Below are 19282 nucleotides of genomic sequence, written 5' to 3' on the forward strand. Positions count from 1 at the left end.
CAACTTCGCCCGAGCACGGTTCACTTCATGTGCGTCCACACCCTCACCATGCCCCCAAACAGCACCGCGAGACAGACCTAACGGAGCACTACTAGACCTCGTTACACCTCCCCACTCCGTTGAACTCCGGACCGAGTGGGGCGACGAGCAGCCCTGCCCGTTTTCAAGAATCGGGCCTGCCAGGATCGTGTGGCGGAGCGCGAAGTATGTGCTCTCGTGTTCCCAGCGCTCGTGGTAGAGGTTGATCAGCGCCCTGGCTGAGTGTCGGCGGGCGTCGGTCAAGGTGGTGACCAGCCGGTAGGAGCCAGTGAAGACGGTGCCGTCGCTGCAGGTCATCGTGATCTCGGCGTCGATGATCCGGAGGTTGACGGTCCCACCGCTGACGAGGAAGGACAGCCGCGCCTCCATCAGCGCCCGGAGCACGCGGTCCCCGATCGGGGGCACCGTGCCCCCCGCGATCAGTTCCTCCAGCGTGAACGCGCGCGGCCGTACGACCCGCAGCGACAGACAGGTGCAGCCGACCGCGACCGGGGGCAGTACCGAGTGCAGCCGGGTGCCGTCGGGGAACGTGACGCCCGCCTCCCCAGTAACACACTCAGAGAGCCTCTACCAGGACGTTCTTACCAGGGACCCCACTACCCAGTAGCCGCCCACAGGGCCGACGCGGCGGCCAGGGAAGGCGCCCGAAAAACACCCGCCCGAAGAGCGGTCCTCCCCGTTCATTCAGTGTCCTGCGGATGCTCCTCACTTCACCTCCACCCGCACCTTCCACGGCGTGACGCGCGACGCCGTGCGCGCACGCGTCAGCCACGACGGGAGGCACAGCAGCGACATCAAGAACCGCGTCGGGAATGTTCACGTCTCCGTTGGTGAATGTCATGTCCCAGCAGCCGATGGGGGCTCAGCGACCATGTGCGGAACGACGATGTGCCTTTCAGGAACTGGGTGAGGCGCCGGTGACGACGAGCCGTGGGCTTCAACCGGGCCAGTCGATGATGTGGACGTTCAGTTCGTTCTTCCAACTGGACGGCGAACCCGTCGGAGCGTTCGCGGCGCAGGCCGGCCCTGGTCGTCAGCATGTGCTGGGCAGCACGGACCGCGTCGGCGACGACCCGCGTCTGCTCGTCGACTTCAATGAGGGGCAGCCCCTGCTGTCGGCACATGGACAGCCGGTGGGAGAGCGTAATGGGAACACCGTGCTGCTGTGGGAAGCGGAGTACCGCATCCGCCGTGCTCGATTCCGCAGAAAGCTGCACTTCTCCGTAACATCCGAAGAACGAACCATCCTTGATGTCAGGGAGACGTCCCGGCCCGACCGCACCGTCCACACATACGTCACCCGCAGCGATCCCGCGCTCGACCCGGTTGCCGTGCTCGGCCTCATCCTGCTGGAGGCACGGCCCGACAAGATGTCGGTCCTCAACGAGCTGCTCGAGAGGCGACCGACGTAACGGCTTGTGCGGAGTCGGCCTCCAGGCCGGGGAAACCGGTGCGAGCCCGCGCGGCGCAGGGTGCGGGTCGTCGCGCAGCGCAGTCTCGACGCGATTGGAACTGCGCCGCCCTTGGGAGTCGCACCGCAAGTTCGACCACTTTCTGGCTTTCACCGCGCTGGCAGCTGCATCTGTTACCGCAGACTCCCCAAATGAAGTGGCCTGTTAACCGTTACAACACCCGACGCCGTCACTCCCGCCTCGGACAACGCAGCCCAATCACTTACGAGACAGCGTCCGAAACAACATTATGCAGCCGCTGCCCATCCCCTGCCCTGATCATCTGATCCCGGACGCCACCGACCGGTTCGATGCTGCCTAACGGGCGGCCAAGGGGCAGCATGCGGTGTTCGTGGGCATTTAACGCGAGGGCGAGCGGTGGACGGTGAAGGCGGATGCGCTGACCGCCGGCCCGGGTCACGTCGTCGAAGATTCCGTGAACGTGGCCATGCGGGCGGCAATCGTCCGCCTGGTCCGCGAGCGGGAGGCCGGCTCGGACGCCTTTGCGGGGCCGGTGTACTTCATGCTGCACGGGGTGCCGAGCGAGGGGCGGGCCCGCGAGCTGGCCGCAGCCTTCCATGCCGCTTTGTATGGGGGTCTGGGGCCGCTGCGCCGTGCGGTGCCCGATGCTGACGTTGATCACGACGGTGACGCCGCCGGTTGACGCCTCGGTGACCTGATCCGCCCCGAGAACGTTGAGCCGAGCAGGAGACGTGCACCGTCGTCCGAAGGCGTCCTGGGGGTGGTGCGAGGTCGTCACCTGGCCTGGGCGCTTGGCATACGGCGTGGTGTCCAGGGCGGCCTCAGACGAGTCCGCGCTCGGCGAGGCTGCGGCCGGTTTCCTCGATCGTGTCGGGGATCGAGTGGAGCGGGCGGCCCAGGAGCGCCTCGGCGGGACCGTGGTCGAAGCGCTGCGCCGAGCCGATGAGCCACCGGTTGTCGCGCAGCTGAGGTTCGAACACGCTCGCGGCCCAGGTGAGCCATGTCGGCATCGCCCGCGCGGGGATCTTCCCGCTCGCCTCGGGAAGCCTCTCGCGGAGCACCGCGGCGACGTCGATGAGCGAGGACGGGTCGGTCGCGACGATCGTGCGGTTCGCGCCCGCCGTTTCGGAGGTCATGGCCTCGATGTGCGCGTCGGCGACGTCTCGCACGTGGACCCACGGGAGTCGCAGGTCGGGGACCATCGGCAGCGCGCCGGCCATGATCTGCCGGATCGCCGAGACCGAGGTTCCCGGGTCGTCGCAGAGGAGGGGCCCGATGACCGCGCCCGGGTTGATGACGGCGAGCCGGTCGCGCACGCCGCGTCGGTCGGCGATGTCCCACGCCGCGCGCTCGGCCCGGACCTTCGAAACCACGTAGGCGCCGAGGCCGCGGCGGTCGAGTGGGGTCCAGTCGGCTGCCGTGAAGACGTGATCCCTGCGCGCCGGGGCGTACTGCACCGCCGCGAGGGACGAGGTGACGACCACGCGCTCCACGCCTGCGTCGAGCGCCGCGTCGATGGCCCGCGTCGTGCCCTGTACGGCGGGGCGGATCAAGTCCTGCGGGTCCTTCGGCTTCGTCGTGACGAAGGGGGAAGCGACGTGCAGGACGAAACGGCAGCCCGCGGTCGCGGCCGCCCATCCCTCGTCCGACAGCAGATCGAGCTGCCGGATCTCCAGCAACGTGTCGTCAGCGCCTGCCTCTGCCATCGCGGTGCGCACCTCGGCGGCGCGGGCCGGAGACCGTACCGACCCGCGGACCGCGTATCCGCGCCGCAGAAGCTCTGCCGCTGTGTGACCGCCGATGAACCCCGAGACACCCGTGACAAGGACCGTGTCCGTCATGTCTACCCCACTGATCGCCTTATCTTGACAGTGAGCAGTTTACGAGAGGTCTGCTCACTGTCAAGATGGGGACTCGATGAGCACCGAAGAACCGAAAGAACCGAGAGCCGGCGATCGCTACCACCACGGCAACCTGCGCGCGGCGCTGCTCGACAGTGCGCTCGAAGTGCTGTCCGAGAGCGGTGTCGCCGGGTTCAGCATGCGCGAGGCCGCGCGGCGGGCGGGAGTGTCTCAGTCCGCTCCAAAGCACCACTTCGGCGACGCGCGCGGGCTGCTCGGCGCGCTCGCCACGCGCGCCTATGGCCAGCTGTGCGACCGGCTGGAGGCGGTGGAGGTCGTCGGGCGCGATGTACGGGAGCGGGTCGCGGCGCTTTCGGCCGAATATGTTGCGTTCGCCCGGGACAACCGCGCGCTGTTCGACCTCATGTGGCGCATGACCCAGTTCGACTTCAACGATCCGGACCTGGTCGAGCGGAAGCGCCGGGCGCTCCGCGCCCTGGACCGTGGCCTGCGCGGCCAGGACGCGCAGCTGCCGGACAGCGCGGACCCCGCGCTGGTGCCGAGCTACGCGGTGTGGTCACTCGTGCACGGCTATACCAGCCTCGCACTGGAGGGCGCGATCGACGAAGACACCCCAGACCCGTTGGCGAGCGATTTGCTCCCCGCGATGCTGCGGCTCCTCGATGTGTCCCCGACCGACCGGGACCAGTAGACCGTCGCAGCTAAGCCTTGATCCACCGGACAACTACCGGTCGGATACCTGGAAATGAAGGCGCGGCTGCCCTCCGAACTGGGATCATGGGACTTCCGGCGGTTCCAGATTCACAGAGTGAGAGAAACCCGTGGGATGCGACTCGCCATGCCGCTTCGGCGGTGTCACCCGTGTTCGATGACCGGAACCTGGACGCGTGTGCCCGGCTGGTGCCCTGCGCAGCCAGTTGGAAAGGGCTCCTTCTGTGAAGGCGCACGGCACCACCCGCGACGACAAGGCGTTCGCTACCTGGGCCGCACAGCAGGTCCCTGCACCGCCGTCGGCCGCGCAGCGCACCGCCGAACTCCGTGCGGACCAGCAGCTCGCGAAGACCCGCACGGCAGCGGGGAAGAAGGCCGCGACCTGGCTGGAGCTCTACGGCAAGAAGGACATCTGGAAGCTCTATCTGCACGATCAGCGTGAACTGGTCCCCGCCTCACAGGGCACGGCCGAGAAGGCCGAGCTCAAGGCGGCGCTGAAGATGGCCAAGACGATCAGCGACCAGCTGGCCACCAAGGACAAACAGCCGGCCCCGTTCTTCCTCGACCCGAGCCTGCGCCCCGACAAGCACATCAAGCCCGGCGCCAAGGGCCCCTACTCCTACCCCTCCCGGCACGCCGCCCGTTCCGCCGCAGCTGTCACCTTCCTCAGCGTCCTCTCCCCGCACAGCGCCGGGGAGTACGAGTGGATGCAGGACGAAGTCCTCTACTCCCGTCTCTACATGGCCGGCCACGTCACCAGCGACCTCACCGCCGGCACCCTGCTCGGCGACCTGATCGGCGACTACGAACTCGCCGTCAGCGGACACTGACCTCCCTGAAGCCCTGGCGATCTGCCCGTCCCGCGACTCACGTGGGGCGGGCAGAGCCTGTGAGGATGGCACCTGCCCGACGCCTGCGCACGCGCCACCGCCTGGGTGCGCGGGGGGATGTACGGGGATGTCATGGGGCACACCTCGGGCCCAACTCGCGCAGTCGATACCCGGCCGGGGTATGGCCGTGGCGGTGTCCGCGGTGCTGTTCGGGCTCTTCTTCATGCACCGTGGCTGCAAGCCGGATAGACGCGGAACGGTAGGTGGGTGCTGTCCTGCGGCGGGGTCTGACTCCTGAGATTTCCGCTGGTCCCCGACACCGGCCTACCAGCTGCTGCAGACCACCACCGGCGGTGCCTCCGACCAGCTCTGCCAGACCAAGGGAGTGACCGACCTCGGCTTCGTCTGCACTGCGACGGTATGACCCCGTGGTTCCTCCCGGCGCTGGCCTCGCCGGCGGTGCTCGCCCGACGGGACCCTCGCTCATCACGCTTAGTTACAGCAACTACTCAACGCTACTGTTCCTTTGTCGTAGCTACCCGACCGCAGGGTCGGTAAGCCGGCCCAAGGACTCTCCGCCAATGCCGGTCACGGGTGGCCGAGAACTCGACTCGCTGTCAGCCCGTCCAAGCCAGGTTGAGTGCCAGCTCCGACAAAGTCGTCCGGCGGCGATCGAGTCATGCCGTTGTACCGACATCAGTGGGACGGTTGGACACTGCCGTTCCGGGCGGGGGTCTGACTCATGAGATCTATGACCGAAGTGTCCAGTTACGGACCTGTCGACTGCCGTTGCGGGATGCTGCCTGCCACCGAGCCACAGGGCGTGTCCCCATAGGGGCCTTGCCGAGTCAGGCGCCATCACGGTTCAGACCGCCCGAGCAGGCCGGTGCCATCCATCCAGCAGTACGTCACCACGTGAGAGGCGAACCATCATGACGAGCCGACAGCACAGCACCTCCTCGAGTACGGATCCTCCCGTTCGGCGCGAGGTCGTCCTGGGCGTGGACACGCACGGTGAGGTGCATGTCGCCGCTGTGGTCTCCCCGCTCGGGAAGATCTTGGGGACCGAGTCCTTTCCGGCGACGGCGGCCGGCTACCGGCAGCTGCTCGTGTGGGCCCGCAAGCGGGGGACGGTATGTCGGGCTGGCGTGGAGGGCACCGGCACCTTCGGCGCGGGGCTGTCCCGCTACCTGCTGGCGCAGCAGGTGCAGGTCTTCGAAGTGAACCGGCCGGACCGCTCGGCCCGCCGGCTGCTCGGGAAGTCGGACCCGCTCGACGCTCAGGCCGCCGCTCGAGTTGTACTCAGCGGTCGCGCCCGGGCCCGGGCCAAGTCCGGCGACGGTCCGGTGCACAGTGCCCGGTTGTTCAAGCTGGCCAAGGACTCCGCGGTCAAGGCCCGTACCCAGGCGATCAACCAGCTCAAGGCTGTCCTGGTCATCGCCGATCCCGCCCTGCGGGAACGGTTGTCGAGCTTGGGCAATGCCGAGCTGTTCCGCATCTGCGCGCGTCTCGGCCCACTCGATGGTGGGGGAGACGAGGACGCGGCGGCCCAGGCCACCCATATGACGTTGCGCATGCTCGCCGAGCGCATCGAGCAGCTCACCGGACAGATCAATGAGCTGAACCAACGCCTGACCCGGCTCGTCGAACACCACGCCCCACAGCTGCTCGAACCGGTGGGCATCGGCCCGGACAGCGCCGTCACTCTCCTGATCACCATGGGAGACAACCCCGAGCGACTGAACACCGAGGCGTCCTTTGCTGCCCTTTGCGGAGTCAGTCCCGTCGAATACTCCTCGGGCCGGCGGAGCACGCGTCGGCTCAACCATGGCGGCGACCGCCAGGCGAACGCGGCTCTGCATCGCATCGTCTTCACCCGCCTGCGCCATGACCCGCGCACACAGGCGTACTACGAACGCCGCACCCAGGAAGGCAAGACCCGACGCGAGATCATCCGATGCCTCAAGCGGTCCCGCGTGGTCTTCAACCTGGTCAGACCGGTCTCCCTTGCCCCCGCGTCATAGGGGCGTCCGTGACAGAAGATGTGCAGCGGAGCCCGCGTACGGTGACGGTATGGGGGGAGCGTCTTGACATCGGTATCTGGGCGAATGACGGACCGGCTGGACGCTGCGCTTGGGCAACCTGACGGTGCGTAGGGTGATCAGAAGTCGCAGCCCAGCAGGGCGAGAGGGCGACGTTCGAGCTGCGCGAAACGAACCTTTTCGGGCAGCCAGGCCGCAACATCACCTTGCCGTTCGAGCAGGAGAACGAGTTCCCGGAGTTCCCCCAGGACGATCACTCGCTGGTTCAGTGCGCGTTCGCTTTCTTCGATGGCCGGCCCGGTGAAGCCAGATGCAGAGATGAACAGGGCGCGGACTTCCGAGCGCCCGTACACCCGCACCAGGTGGCGGCTCATCGCGTTGATCTCGACAGGCTCACCCCACCACTTGATCTCCACGAGGTATGCGGATCCGTCGACTTCGAGGGCGTCGTCGATCTGTTCAACGGGATGCCCCTCCTCGCTACGGAGCGTAAAGGATTTCTGATCAAGATGCCTTCGGTCTCGAACAGGTCGTTGAGCACGCCTTCCAGGGCGGTGCCTCGCTTTCTCAGGTCGTCCTCGTCGAACAGGTCGTTGAGTCGGTCTCGGAGTGCTTGAAAACCTTGCCTTCCGTCGAGCAAGCCGCTCAAGCTCGCTTGTGCGTGCTTTGATACGAGCGGCCCGCTCTTCATCATGTGCTTGGCTCATCCGCGTGAATGAGTCCTTGACGTTCACGAGTTGTCGCACGTTTGCCTGCAGGCCCTGGGCCGGGAGACGGTCGTCCGGCCACGGTGTGGAGAAGTCTCGAATTCGATCGTTCGTTTGATGATTTCCCTGCGAACACCCAAGCCTGCGTCGCCCTGTTCATTGATCTGGCTCAGGACGACACGAACGATCTTGCACTTGCCGACTGCTGACTTGTCCGGTCAGGACGGATTGGTGCTCGTGCTGACGGCTCCGTTGTACTCGGGCTCACCGCCTTCGAGTACGCGGATGAGCGAGGCGGTGACGACGCGGGCGGCGTGGCCGATCAGCAGCTGAATCTTCATCCACCCAGTTCATCGAGTAGGACAGGGAATTCCGATCTTGCGTAGTCCTCGGCTCCCGCGCCGATATCCGTGCGCCGGAAAAAGTCACAGGCTGTCCGGCGCACGGACTTGAGGGTCCGTCACGGCAAGATGGACTTCAGCCGCCACGCCTGCATGCGGTCGAGCGTGGCGGTGCCGCCTTCGGCGAAGGCGGCGACACCTGTGCTGGAGGGGTCGGGGAAGACCTGGTCGGTGAGGGTGACCTGTTCGCCGCGCGTGTTCTGGGCGTAGACCTCGACGGAGGAGGCGTCGACGAGGACGCGCAGGCTCAGCCGGCCGCCGTGGAGATCGAGGGGAGCGCGCTGGACGCCGGTGAAGGTCGGGTCGAAGTCGGTGGCGCCGGAGGCGGTGCGGTCGATGTAGACCTCGCCGGTGGCGGTGTCGTAGCCGATGCGGGTGCGCTGCCCGTTGCCGGTGCGGACGTCCAGGCCGGAGCGGTCGGCGGTGCCCGGGGTGAGATCGGCCTGAAGGTCCAGGGTGCTGCCGTGCACCGCGAGCGGGGTGGTGGTGTTCGTGACGCGCGTGCTGGGCACCTTGGTGCCGGTGCCGCGCAGCGTGGTCAGTGCACCGACCGGCTGCTGGATCAGCTGGACCTTGCCGTTCACGGTCTTCAGGGAGAGCTGGCGGGGGAAGGAGTCGGCGCTGCGCCACGGGGTGGTGGGGATGGCCTGCCCGTAGTTCCAGTTGTTCATCCAGGCGATCATGATGCGGCGGCCGCCGGGTGCGTCGTTCCACGTGTTGGCGGCGTAGAAGTCCGCGCCGTAGTCGAGCCAGTGAGCGCGCTGGGTGGTGTTCAGGGCCGGCTTGTCGGCGGTGGTGAACTGGTCGGCGAGGACGTGTCCCCAGCCGCCGGAGTTGGCGTCCACGATCTGGATCTGGACCTTTTTGCCCTTGTAGGCGGTGGTGTTGAAGGAGGCCCAGTCGAGGTTCTCGGAGTCGGCGCCGGTGGCGTTCTGCACGACCTTGCCGTCGACCAGCAGGTTGACGCCGGTCTCGATGGAGGGCGGCTTCGCCTGGGTGTCGGAGAGGACGACCTGGTCGAGGTTGAGGTGGCCCCAGCCGCCCGTGTTGTCGTCCACGACCTTGATCTGGGCCTGCTTGCCCTGCAGGTCGGACAGGTCCCAGGAAGACCAGTTCAGGGCCTCGCCGTTGGATCCGGTGGCGGAGCGCACGACCTTGCCGTCCACGATGAGCTCGACCGCGGTGGGGGCGTCGGAGCCGTCCGGGTGGTAGCCGCCTCCGACGAGGAAGTCCAGGTACTTCCTGTCGATGGTGAACGTCGGGGAGGTGAGGGTGCCGGTGGAGGCATCGCCGTTCAGGAAGGTGTTGACCAGGCCGTTGCCGAGGTAGCCGGATACCTGCTGCTGGCCCGGGAGGGCGCCCTGGGCCGGTCCGGTGCCGAAGGCGTCGCCGGTGGTGGTCCAGTCGCCGATGGGGCTGGTGTAGGTGCTGCCCTCGAAGTCGGCGAGGGTTTCGCCGGTGGGTGCCGGCTGGTCGCCCAGGACGGTGCCGGGTTGGTACGGGTGGTTGCCGCCGCCGACCTTGAAGTTGATGTAGTTGCCGGTCACCGTGAATTCGGGCGAGGTCAGAGTGCCGGTGGAGGCATCACCGCCGTGGAAGCTGTTGGCGAAAGCCTTGCCCTCGATGCCCGTGACCTGTGACTGCCAGTCCACCGCCCCGGTCGCCGGCGCGCTGCCGAAGGCGTCACCGGTGGCCCTCCAGTCGCCGAACGAGCCGGACTCGAAGTCCTGCGTGACGGTGCCGCTCGGCGGGGTGTAGCTGCCGTCGTCGTCGGAGGTGAACTTCTTGCCGTTGAAGTCGCCGACGAAGTACTGGGCGCCGGAACCGCCCGCGATGCCGCCGGGGTTGAGGTTGACGGCCAGTACCCACTTGGTCTTCTTCGCGTCGCCGTCGACCGGGAGCGGGAACAGGTCCGGGCACTCCCACACCCCGCCGGTGGCGCCGGCCGGGCCGAAGTCGCTCTGGTGGGTCCAGTGCTTGAGGTCGGCCGAGCTGTAGAAGGAGATCTTGTGCTGGTCGGCGAGGGAGACCGCCATCAGCCAGCGCTGCGTGGGGGCGTACCAGAAGACCTTGGGGTCGCGGAAGTTGTTCGAGCCGATGTCGAGCACCGGGTTGTCGTCGTACTTGGTCCAGGTGGTGCCGCCGTCGGTGCTGTAGGCGAGGGCCTGCTGCTGCTTGCCGGAGGCTTTCTGCGCGCTGGTGTAGACGGCGACGAGCGGAGGGTTCTTCTTCGTCCCGAAGCCGGTGGTGTTGTTCCTGTCCAGCACCACGCTGCCGGAGAAGATCATCTCCTGGTCGTCCTGGGGGATGGCCACCGGGAGCTGCTTCCAGTGCACGAGGTCGGTGCTGACCGCGTGGCCCCAGGACATGTTGCCCCAGGTGTTGCCGGACGGGTTGTACTGGAAGAACAGGTGGTACTTGCCCTTGTAGTAGATGAGGCCGTTGGGGTCGTTCATCCAGTTCTGGGCCGGGGTGAAGTGGAACTGGGGGCGGTACTGCTCGTGGTAGAGGCCGGTGTCGGCCATGGCGGGGGAGGTGGCGACCAGGCCGAGCCCGGACAGGACGGCCAGTGCGGCCAGGAGTCTGCGGCGCGGACGAACGGTTCTGGACATGGCGCTCCTTGCAGGCGTGCGGGCTTCGGCTCAGCCGTAGGGGACTCACGGGTGACGCTTGACGCGTGTCGGGTGCGGGCGGCGGCTTGGCCGTGGCCTCGTCCAAGGCCACGGGTGAGCCCGGTTGTGGGGGCAGCACGGCACCGGCGGCTCCAGCCAGGGGCTGGGGCTGGAAACGTTTCGCCGAACGTACGGGCAACGTGTCGCCGAAGTCCAGACCCTGTGCGGGAAAACTCCCGAATGCGAGGATGAGGGCGGCTGCACGGTGCCATTGATCCCCGGGAGAAATCGTTGTCCAGCGAGCAGAGCGACACAGGTCGGCGAGCGGCGACCATGCGTGACGTCGCGACCATGGCCGGGGTCGGCATCGCCACCGTCTCGCGGGTCGTCAACGGCAAGCCCGTCACCCCTGACCTGGCGCAACGGGTGACGCGCGCCGCCGAGCAGCTCGGCTACCGCCAGGATCTGACGGCCAGCAGCCTGCGCCGGGCCGACCGCCGCACACAGACCCTCGGCCTGGTCCTGGAGGACGCGGCCAACCCCTTCTCGGCCGCGTTGCACCGCGCGGTGGAGGACGCTGCCGCCGAGCGCGGCATGCTGCTCCTGGCCGGGTCCACCGACGAGGACCCGGTCCGGGAACGCGGCCTGCTGAAGACCTTCACCGCCCGCCGGGTCGACGGCCTCATCGTGGTGCCCACCGGGCAGGACGGCGCCGACCTCGACACGGCCCGCCGCGCCGGCACACCCGTCGTCTGCGTGGACCGCCGCACCACAGCGCTGCAGGTGGACACCGTGACGGTGGACAACCGCGAGGGTGTGCGGGCGGCGGTGAAGAGGCTGCACGAGGCAGGGCACCAGCGCGTCGCCTTCCTCGGGGACCTCCGCTCGATCTGGACCGCCGAAGAGCGTTACGCCGGGTTCGTACAGGGGCTCGCCGCGGTGGGATGCGTCCTGCATCCCTCTCTCGTGAGGCGCGACCTGCACGGCGCGGACGCCGCCCAGGAGGCCACCCGCGAACTCCTGGCGCTCGCCCATGCGCCCACGGCACTGGTCTCCGGCCAGAACCTCCTGACCATCGGGGCCCGCATGGCCCTGCAGGAGCGTCAGCTGCAGCGCCGCGTCGCGCTGGTCGGCTTCGACGACCTCCCCCTCGCCGACCTGCTCGAACCGGGCATCTCGGTGATTGCCCAGGATCACTCCGCCATCGGCCGGGAGGCCGCGAACCTGCTGTTCGACCGGCTCGACGGCGCGGGCGGGGCCGCCCGTCACCGGGTGCTGCCCACCCGCTACCTCGCTCGCGGCTCCGGTGAACTCCCCGCTCCCGGGCGCTGACGACTTCCCCGTGAACGAGTCGTTTCCAATGTGTTGACGGGGCGAGCCCCTCGGTGCTTCACTGCCGGAACCGGTACCGAAACCGGTTCCGGAACCGCTGCCGGTACCGGTTCCGTCGATCTCTGTACGATCGGCCCTTCGGTGCGGGAGAACGTCTTCCGCCTCTGCGTCGAGTGAGAGGAGGTGGCATGGGAGTCACCATCGCCGACGTGGCCTCACGGGCCGGCGTCAGCAAGACGACGGTCTCGCGAGTGCTGAACGGCAAAGGCGAGATCAACGAGAACACCGTCCTGAAGGTCCGCAAGGCGATATCGGAGCTGGGCTATGTGCCGAGCGCCGGAGCGGTCGGACTCGCACGCGGCACCACACAGATGATCGGCATGCTGGTCCCGGACATGGCCTGGGCCTGGGCCGGCATCGTGCAGGCGGTCGTCGAAACGCTGGAGACAGAGGGCTTCGGACTGCGCATGCTGACCTGGAACCGCGGTGAGGAGTCACTGCGCAGGCTCGGCCTGCAGGTCGCCGCCAAGTCGTTCGACGGTCTGCTGGTGATAGAGCCCGAGGGCGCCATGGGGTACATCACGGAACTGCACGAAGCGGGCCTGCCGGTCGTGCTGATCGACGATCGCTTCCAGCGGCCGGGATTCCCCTACGTGGCCACCACCAATCGGGAGGGGGGTGCGCAGGCGGCGCGGCACCTGCTGGAGATCGGGCGCCGTCGTCCCCTGGTGATCACCGGTCCCGAGGCGTTCGGCTGTACCCGTGAACGGCTGGACGGCTTCGTCGATGTCTACGCCGAAGCCGGGATCGAGATCGGCCAACGCAGTATCATCCCCGGTGACTTCGACTTCGAACGCTGCCGTAGCGCGGTGGCGCGCGCTCGCGCGGACGGCGTGGAGTTCGACTCGGTCTTCGCGCACAACGACCCCTCGGCGGCCGGAGTGCTGGCCGCACTGCACGAGGCCGGTCTGTGGGTTCCACAGGATGTCGCCGTGGTGGGCTTCGACGACCTCGAGATGGCGTCGTACACCTACCCGGCACTGACGACCATCCGCCAGCCGATGCGGGAGATGGGTGAGGCGGCCGCGCGGCTGCTGCTGGATCACGTGCGCGGATCGCCGAAGGCCGCCCCCTCGTGCATCGTCCCCACCAGCCTCGTGGTCCGTGGCTCGACGTCAAAGCCGGGCTTGAACTGACGCTGCGTCATCCAGATGTGTCCGGCGTCGGCGTCTCACCAACCGTCCGTCTCCGCCGCTCCTGCCCAGCCCCGCAGGCGGGGACGGACCCCATCCGCCCAATGAACCGTCCTACCGGCCCTCGGGCAGGGCGGTAGGTCGGCCAGCTCTACCTGAAGCCGCTCCACGCAGCGGCCCCGACCGGCCTGTTCGCCTGTCGGCCGACTTCATCACCCGCCACGCGGAACCGTGTTCACGCGTCACCACCGAGGTGCGGTTTCCCTCGGCGGGCTTCCTGATCCGGCACACGAACGGTACGCCGGGCACACCCCGCCCGGACGCTGCCCACTCCGGGTCGGACGTTACAGCCGCGACCCGCGGCTGACGGCCGATGCCGCTGCAGACGAACTCACCTCTCGGGCCGGCCCATCCGGGTGACTGCCCGCTTCCACCTCTTCGCCGCCCCCCTGCGCCCCGTAATCGCTCAACGGCAAGGAGCCGCCCCATGCGTACGTCTACTCGTCACACCGTCAGAACCGCCCAGGTCCTGTGCATCACCATCACCGCGGCCCTGGTGGCCACCGGCTGCGGCCGCAGTGCCGACTCCGGGCCCGGCAAGGACGCACCCGCGAAGATCGGCAGCGGCAAGGCCACGGGCAAGGTCGTCATGTGGTCCATGGGCGACACCGACCCGGCCCTGTTGAGCCTGGCCAAGAAGTTCGAGAAGCAGAACCCCGGCGTCAAGGTCCAGATCACCCCGATTCCCTGGGCCTCCGCCCATGACAAGCTGACCACCGCGATCGCCGGCGGCAACACACCGGACATGTCCGTGGTCGGCTCAACGTGGATGGCCGAGATGGCCTCCATGAACGCCTTCCAGGCCACCCCGACGACGTTCAAGTCGTCGAACTTCTACGCCGGCCAGTGGGACACCACCAAGTACAAGAACACCGCCTACGGTGTCCCGTTCGTCGCCGACACCTCGGCGGTCTACTACCGGACCGACATCACCGAGAAGGCCGGCATCAAGGGCCCCCTGGCAGGCGACCGTGAGGGATACATCAAGGACCTCAAGGCCATCCAGGCCACCGCCGGCAAGCAGAACCCCAAGCTGCGCTATGCCAGCGGGTGGTTGATCGGCTTCAACTCCTGGCTCTTCTGGGTGCCGATGGTCTGGCAGCAGGGCGGTGACATCTACGACGCCAAGACCAAGAAGTTCACCTTCGACACCCCGGAGGTCGCCAAGGCGCTGCAGTACTACGCGAGCGTCCCCCAGCAGCACCTGGCGCCGACCGACAAGGAGGACAACGTCCAGGGCTTCCAGGACGGGCTGCTCGCCGTCTACCAGGAGGCTGCCTGGGCCGGCGGCGCCTTCCACAAGGACTCCCCGAAGCTGGACGGCAAGTGGAAGACCATGCCGGTGCCGTACAGCAAGCAGCCCGCCGGGTTCGCCGGCGGCAGCGACCTGGCGGTGTTCAAGGAAGCCAAGAACCCCGAGGCGGCATGGAAGTTCGCCCAGTTCCTCACCGAGCCCGCCAACCTCGCCGCCTACAGCAAGGCCACCGGCGTACTGCCCCCGTCGCCCGCCGCCTGGTCGGAGGGGAAGCTGAACGAGGACGAGACGAAGAAGGCGTTCGAGGAGCAGCTGAAGGTCAGCAAGGCGCCGCCCGCCATCACGACCTGGCAGCAGATCGCCGACGCCATCGACTCCGAACTGGAGAAGCTGTCCCTCGGCAAGGCCACCGTCGCCCAGGTGCAGCAAGCGCTGCAGTCCAAGGCCACCAGCATCGGCACCGGCCGCTGAGCGCCGGCACGTCCGCGGCCCTCCAGCAGCCTTCTCAGCCTTCTTAGGGACGGATGACATCCATGTCCACGAAAACGCTCCCTGGGCGGGACGACGTCCATGAGCCGATCACCGGGCGGCCGGACGGGAGTACCGGCCGCCGGCACTCCGGGGTCCGCCGCACGGCGCGGGCGCAGACCCGGGCCGCCTGGATCCTCGGCGCGCCCTTCCTCGCTCTGTTCGCGGCCTTCATGGTGTTGCCCGTGGTCTGGTCGCTGCTGATGAGCATGACCGACACCGAGAGCGCAGACCTGCGTACTCCGCTGAACGTGTCGTTCATCGGCCTCGACAACTACGTACGGCTCTTCGAGGACGAGCAGTTCGTGCACGCGCTGCGCAACACCGGCGTGTTCGTCCTGGTCGGCCTGCCCCTGACCCTGGCCGCCGGGCTCGCCGCGGCGGTCGCCCTCGACCGCGGCATCCGCCGCTTCCGCGCCGTCTTCCGGGTCGGCTTCTACCTGCCGGTGATCACCAGCGTCGTGGCCGTCGCCGTGATCTGGAAGACGCTCCTGGACCCGCGCGCGGGGCTGGTGAACACCGTCCTGGCCTGGTTCGGGATCGACGGCCCGGCCTGGCTGGCGGACACCCGGTTCGCGCTTCCCGTCATGATCCTCATGGCCGTGTGGCGCAACCTCGGCACCGTCATGATCATCATGCTGGCCGGGCTGCAGTCCGTACCCCAGTCCCTGATGGAAGCGGCCGAACTGGACGGTGCCGGGGCCTGGCAGCGGTTCTGGCGGGTCACCTTCCCGCTCCTGCGCCCCGCCCTGCTGCTCACCGCGGTGACCACCGGCATCAACTATCTGCAGTTCTTCGACGAGCCGTTCGTGATGACCAACGGCGGACCGCTGGACTCGACCCTGTCGGCCACGTTGTACAGCTACAACCAGTTCGGCAACGGCAACTACGACATGGCGTCGGCCGCCGGCTACGTCGTCTTCGTCCTCATCGTCGCGCTGACCGTCCTGCAGTTCCGCGTGCTGCGAGACAAGGACTGATGACCATGAGCACCCTCTCCACCCTTCAGACGGCCGGGCCGGACACGGACCGGACCCTGCGGCGCCGCCGCGTCCGGCAGAACTGGGGCAACCCCTGGCTGTATCTGCCGCTCACCGGCTGCCTCCTGCTGATGATCGCGCCGTTCCTGTGGATGCTGTCGGGCTCCTTCAAGCCCGAGGCCGACATCCGCAGACTGCCGCCCGTTCTGATCCCCACCACACCCACGACCGCCAACTACAGCCAGCTGTTCCGCAGCCTCGACTTCACGAGCATGTTCGCGAACTCCGTGATCGTCTCCCTGGCCATCACCGCGGGCAACCTGCTCTTCTGCTCGATGCTCGGCTACGCCCTGGCCAAACTGGACTTCCGCGGCCGGCGCCTCGTGTTCAGCCTGGTCATCGGCACCCTCATGGTCCCCGCCCTGGTCACCTTCGTACCGCTGTACGTGCTGGTGGCCAACATGAAGCTGACCGGTTCGCTGCTCGGTCTGATCCTGCCGTTCCTGGCCGGTCCGTTCGGGGTGTTCCTGATGCGGCAGTTCATCTCCACCCTGCCCGACGAACTCATCGACGCCGCCCGCGTCGACGGCTGCGGTGAGCTGGCCATCTTCTGGCGGATCATCCTTCCTCTGACCAAGCCGGCCCTGGCCACGCTCGGGATCATCGCCTTCCTCGGCTCGTGGAACAGCTTCCTGTGGCCCCTGGTCGTGGCCCAGAACCAGGACCAGTACACGCTGCCGGTCGGACTCGCCCTGGCCAGCAGCGGCCAGTCCTTCACGCGCTACGGCATCCTGCTCGCCGGCGCCGTGGTCGTCCTGCTGCCGGTGATGCTCGTCTTCCTCCGCTTCCAGCGCCAGTTCGTCGCCGGAATCGCCACCACCGGCCTGAAGTGACCTCCGTCGCTCGCCCTCATCAACTCACTGACCTGCAATGACTCATGACTTGGAGACCACCGTGGGACAGCCGGTCCGCGCCGCCGTGTACCTGGATCCGGACGCCTCCGTGGAAGCGAGAACCGAGGACCTGCTGTCCCGGATGACCCTTGCGGAGAAGGTCGGGCAGCTGCTGATGCTCGACGCCCAGCACGGGGACCTCGAGGACATCGTGTCGGCCAAGCTGGCCGGGTCGGTCCTGCATGTGATGCCCGCGCGCATGCCGGAGGCCATGGAACGGGCCCGGCGGACACGGCTCGGCATTCCGCTGCTGACCGCCGACGACTGCATCCACGGCCACTCCTTCTGGCCGGGCGCGACCATCTTCCCCACACAGCTCGGCATGGCCTGCACCTGGGATCCCGCTCTGATCCACCGGGTCGCCCGTGCATCCGCGATCGAGATCTCGACGACCGGGATCCACGGGACGTTCTCCCCGGTGCTGTGCATCACGCGGGACCTGCGCTGGGGCCGGATCAACGAGACGTTCGGCGAAGACCCCTACCTGATAGGCGAGTTGGGAGCCGCGATGGTGCGCGGCTACCAGGGCGAGGGCCTCGCTGACCCGACCGCCGTGCTGGCGTACGCCAAGCACTTCGCGGGCTACTCCGAGACCCTGGGCGGACGCGACGCCAGCGAGGCGGATCTCAGCCCGCGCAAGCTGCGCTCGTGGTTCCTCCCCCCGTTCGAGCGGGCGGCCCGGGCCGGCTGCCGGGCCTTCATGCTGGGCTACCAGTCGATCGACGGGGTGCCCATCACCGCCAACGAATGGCTGATCAACGACGTGCTCAAGGGCGAGTGGGGCTTCACCGGCACGCTGGTGACCGATTGGGACAACGTCGGCCGGATGGTCTACGACCAGCGGACCTGCGCCGACTACGCCGAGGCGGCGGCGGTCGCCGTCAACTCCGGGAACGACCTGATCATGGCAACGCCGGCGTTCTTCGAGGGCGCCCAGGAGGCGGTCGCCCACGGCCTGGTCGAGGAGAAGCGGATCGACGACGCGGTACGGCGGGTGCTGCGGCTGAAGTTCGAGCTCGGGCTCTTCGAGGACCCCCGTGCCCCCGACCCCGAGCGGCAGGCGCAGGTGATCGGCTGCCGCGAACACGCCGACCTCAACCTGGAGACCGCCCGACGTTCCCTCGTACTGCTGCGCAACGAGGGGATCCTGCCCCTCGAGGGCGGGCTGACCGCGGACGGAACCGGCCGCGCCACAGGCCGGGGCACGCCACGCACCATCGCGGTCATCGGCCCCAACGCCGACAGCCCGGAGGCCATGCTCGGCGACTGGGCGGGTGCCACCGGCCAGGTGCCGTGGATGCCCGAAGGACATCCACGCGAATTGGTGGAGACGGTGCTGGACGGCCTGCGCGCCGTCGTCCCCGCCGACTGGACCGTCACACACGCCCGCGGAGCCGACATCGAAAGCCCCGCCTTCGATCCCGACCAGTGGGTCGCCGGGCCCGACGGCCAGCCGCAGCCGCCCGTGTTCCTCCCCGCCCCGGTCGATGAGGCACAGCTTCGGGAGGCCACCGCCGCTGCGGAGGCCGCGGACTACGCCGTCGTGGTCGTGGGGGACACCATCGCCCTCACGGGCGAGGTGCGCTCCACGGCCACCCTCGACCTCCAGGGAGGCCAGATCGCGCTGCTGGACGCGGTCGCCGCCACCGGCACGCCCATGATCGTCGTACTGCTGCAGTCCAAGCCGAGCACCCTCCCCGACTCGGCACTGAACGCGGCAGCGCTCATCGAGGCGTTCAACCCGGGCATGCGTGGCGGCCGCGCCGTCGCCGAACTCCTTCTCGGGCTCACCGAACCCAGCGGCCGGCTCCCGGTCTCCTTCGCACGCCACGTCGGGCAGCAGCCGGTCTACTACAACCAGGTGCGGGGCCAGCACGGTGACCGCTACGCGGACCTCACCCAGGACCCCCTGTTCGCGTTCGGCGAGGGGCTGAGCTACACCACCGTCACCTACTCCGACCTCACCGTGCACGAGGACGAGGTCTCGGCCGACGGCACCGTCCACGCCACGGTGCGACTCACCAACAGCGGAAACCGTCCGGCCCTGGAGACGGTCCAGGCGTACGTCAGCGACCTGACCACCAGCGTCACTTGGGCCGAGCAGGAGCTGAAGGCGTTCATCCAGGCCGAAGTCCCCCCCGGTGAAACCCTCGCCGTCGATATCAGCGTCCCTGCCGGACACTGCTCACTCGTCACCGCCGACAACCGTCGCGTGGTCGAACCAGGCGCGTTCATGCTCCGCGTCGGCCCCAGCTCACGACGGGAGCAACAGCTCAGCGCGGGATTCCGCATCCGGGCCTGAGGGCCGGCGCCCGGCTGCCCCAGGGGCGGTCCGGCGGGCCCT

At 68.1% G+C, this 19282-nt stretch carries 15 protein-coding genes and 1 pseudogene; 11 read left to right on the forward strand and 5 right to left on the reverse strand.

Annotation, left to right across the window (positions count from 1 at the left end; genetic code table 11):
* Positions 1-369: 369 nt before the first annotated feature.
* A pseudogene (locus tag AB0958_RS25270) lies at positions 370-564 on the reverse strand (ATPase, T2SS/T4P/T4SS family); the annotation flags it as partial.
* A gap of 314 nt (positions 565-878) precedes the next feature.
* Here AB0958_RS25270 and AB0958_RS25275 point away from each other — a divergent pair.
* Entirely contained in the window at positions 879-1451 is a 573-nt protein-coding gene (locus AB0958_RS25275; protein ID WP_366892753.1) for a hypothetical protein, read from the forward strand.
* A 424-nt stretch (positions 1452-1875) separates the two neighbouring features.
* Positions 1876-2154: a hypothetical protein gene (locus tag AB0958_RS25280; protein ID WP_366892754.1), complete on the forward strand. Its 279-nt coding sequence runs from the start codon at positions 1876-1878 to the stop codon at positions 2152-2154.
* Positions 2155-2293: 139 nt separating this feature from the next.
* Here the strand turns inward: AB0958_RS25280 and AB0958_RS25285 are convergent, their stop codons facing one another.
* Positions 2294-3313, reverse strand: a complete 1020-nt coding sequence (locus tag AB0958_RS25285; RefSeq protein ID WP_366892755.1) for an NAD-dependent epimerase/dehydratase family protein — start codon at positions 3311-3313, stop codon at positions 2294-2296.
* Between the two features lie 76 nt (positions 3314-3389).
* Between AB0958_RS25285 and AB0958_RS25290 the strand changes: the two genes are divergently transcribed.
* The 3 genes from AB0958_RS25290 to AB0958_RS25300 all read left to right on the forward strand — a co-directional run bounded on the left by AB0958_RS25290 (position 3390) and on the right by AB0958_RS25300 (position 6899).
* Positions 3390-4025: a TetR/AcrR family transcriptional regulator gene (locus tag AB0958_RS25290; RefSeq protein ID WP_366892756.1), complete on the forward strand. Its 636-nt coding sequence runs from the start codon at positions 3390-3392 to the stop codon at positions 4023-4025.
* Positions 4026-4269: 244 nt separating this feature from the next.
* A complete protein-coding gene (locus AB0958_RS25295) occupies positions 4270-4875 on the forward strand; it encodes a hypothetical protein (RefSeq protein ID WP_366892757.1) in 606 nt (201 codons plus the stop codon).
* Between the two features lie 1001 nt (positions 4876-5876).
* Positions 5877-6899 (forward strand): IS110 family transposase, encoded by a 1023-nt coding sequence (locus AB0958_RS25300; RefSeq protein ID WP_366892758.1) that lies wholly within the window; start codon positions 5877-5879, stop codon positions 6897-6899.
* Between the two features lie 137 nt (positions 6900-7036).
* Here the strand turns inward: AB0958_RS25300 and AB0958_RS25305 are convergent, their stop codons facing one another.
* The 3 genes from AB0958_RS25305 to AB0958_RS25315 form a co-directional block, all read right to left on the reverse strand.
* Positions 7037-7333: a hypothetical protein gene (locus AB0958_RS25305; protein ID WP_366892759.1), complete on the reverse strand. Its 297-nt coding sequence runs from the start codon at positions 7331-7333 to the stop codon at positions 7037-7039.
* 509 nt (positions 7334-7842) lie between these two features.
* On the reverse strand, positions 7843-7965 hold the full coding sequence (locus tag AB0958_RS25310) for a hypothetical protein (RefSeq protein ID WP_358980196.1): 123 nt from the start codon (positions 7963-7965) through the stop codon (positions 7843-7845).
* Positions 7966-8084: 119 nt separating this feature from the next.
* A complete protein-coding gene (locus tag AB0958_RS25315) occupies positions 8085-10637 on the reverse strand; it encodes a GH32 C-terminal domain-containing protein (RefSeq protein WP_366892760.1) in 2553 nt (850 codons plus the stop codon).
* Positions 10638-10970: 333 nt separating this feature from the next.
* Here AB0958_RS25315 and AB0958_RS25320 point away from each other — a divergent pair, with 333 nt between their 5' ends.
* The 6 genes from AB0958_RS25320 (at position 10971) to AB0958_RS25345 (ending at position 19240) form a co-directional block, all read left to right on the forward strand.
* On the forward strand, positions 10971-11969 hold the full coding sequence (locus AB0958_RS25320; protein WP_366892762.1) for a LacI family DNA-binding transcriptional regulator: 999 nt from the start codon (positions 10971-10973) through the stop codon (positions 11967-11969).
* A 173-nt stretch (positions 11970-12142) separates the two neighbouring features.
* Positions 12143-13165: a LacI family DNA-binding transcriptional regulator gene (locus AB0958_RS25325; protein WP_360521727.1), complete on the forward strand. Its 1023-nt coding sequence runs from the start codon at positions 12143-12145 to the stop codon at positions 13163-13165.
* A 484-nt stretch (positions 13166-13649) separates the two neighbouring features.
* Complete coding sequence (locus AB0958_RS25330) at positions 13650-14948, forward strand: extracellular solute-binding protein (RefSeq protein ID WP_358980189.1); 1299 nt, start codon at positions 13650-13652, stop codon at positions 14946-14948.
* Positions 14949-15010: 62 nt separating this feature from the next.
* Positions 15011-15985 carry a sugar ABC transporter permease gene (locus AB0958_RS25335; RefSeq protein ID WP_358980186.1) on the forward strand — a complete coding sequence of 325 codons (975 nt, stop codon included), beginning with the start codon at positions 15011-15013 and terminating at the stop codon, positions 15983-15985.
* Between the two features lie 5 nt (positions 15986-15990).
* A complete protein-coding gene (locus AB0958_RS25340) occupies positions 15991-16878 on the forward strand; it encodes a carbohydrate ABC transporter permease (protein WP_360521717.1) in 888 nt (295 codons plus the stop codon).
* 37 nt (positions 16879-16915) lie between these two features.
* Positions 16916-19240 carry a glycoside hydrolase family 3 N-terminal domain-containing protein gene (locus tag AB0958_RS25345; RefSeq protein ID WP_366892765.1) on the forward strand — a complete coding sequence of 775 codons (2325 nt, stop codon included), beginning with the start codon at positions 16916-16918 and terminating at the stop codon, positions 19238-19240.
* The last annotated feature ends 42 nt before the right edge of the window (positions 19241-19282 follow it).

This window comes from Streptomyces sp. NPDC006655 (assembly GCF_040703965.1).
GTDB lineage: Bacteria > Actinomycetota > Actinomycetes > Streptomycetales > Streptomycetaceae > Streptomyces.

Excerpts from the sequence above, each read along its gene's own strand:
- AB0958_RS25275 (WP_366892753.1), top strand. The coding sequence starts at position 879 with ATGTCCCAGCAGCCGATGGGGGCTCAGCGACCATGTGCGGAACGACGA.
- AB0958_RS25285 (WP_366892755.1), bottom strand. The coding sequence starts at position 3,313 with ATGACGGACACGGTCCTTGTCACGGGTGTCTCGGGGTTCATCGGCGGT.
- AB0958_RS25290 (WP_366892756.1), top strand. The coding sequence starts at position 3,390 with ATGAGCACCGAAGAACCGAAAGAACCGAGAGCCGGCGATCGCTACCAC.
- AB0958_RS25310 (WP_358980196.1), bottom strand. The coding sequence starts at position 7,965 with ATGAAGATTCAGCTGCTGATCGGCCACGCCGCCCGCGTCGTCACCGCC.
- AB0958_RS25315 (WP_366892760.1), bottom strand. The coding sequence starts at position 10,637 with ATGTCCAGAACCGTTCGTCCGCGCCGCAGACTCCTGGCCGCACTGGCC.
- AB0958_RS25320 (WP_366892762.1), top strand. The coding sequence starts at position 10,971 with ATGCGTGACGTCGCGACCATGGCCGGGGTCGGCATCGCCACCGTCTCG.
- AB0958_RS25330 (WP_358980189.1), top strand. The coding sequence starts at position 13,650 with ATGCGTACGTCTACTCGTCACACCGTCAGAACCGCCCAGGTCCTGTGC.
- AB0958_RS25335 (WP_358980186.1), top strand. The coding sequence starts at position 15,011 with ATGTCCACGAAAACGCTCCCTGGGCGGGACGACGTCCATGAGCCGATC.
- AB0958_RS25340 (WP_360521717.1), top strand. The coding sequence starts at position 15,991 with ATGAGCACCCTCTCCACCCTTCAGACGGCCGGGCCGGACACGGACCGG.
- AB0958_RS25345 (WP_366892765.1), top strand. The coding sequence starts at position 16,916 with ATGACTCATGACTTGGAGACCACCGTGGGACAGCCGGTCCGCGCCGCC.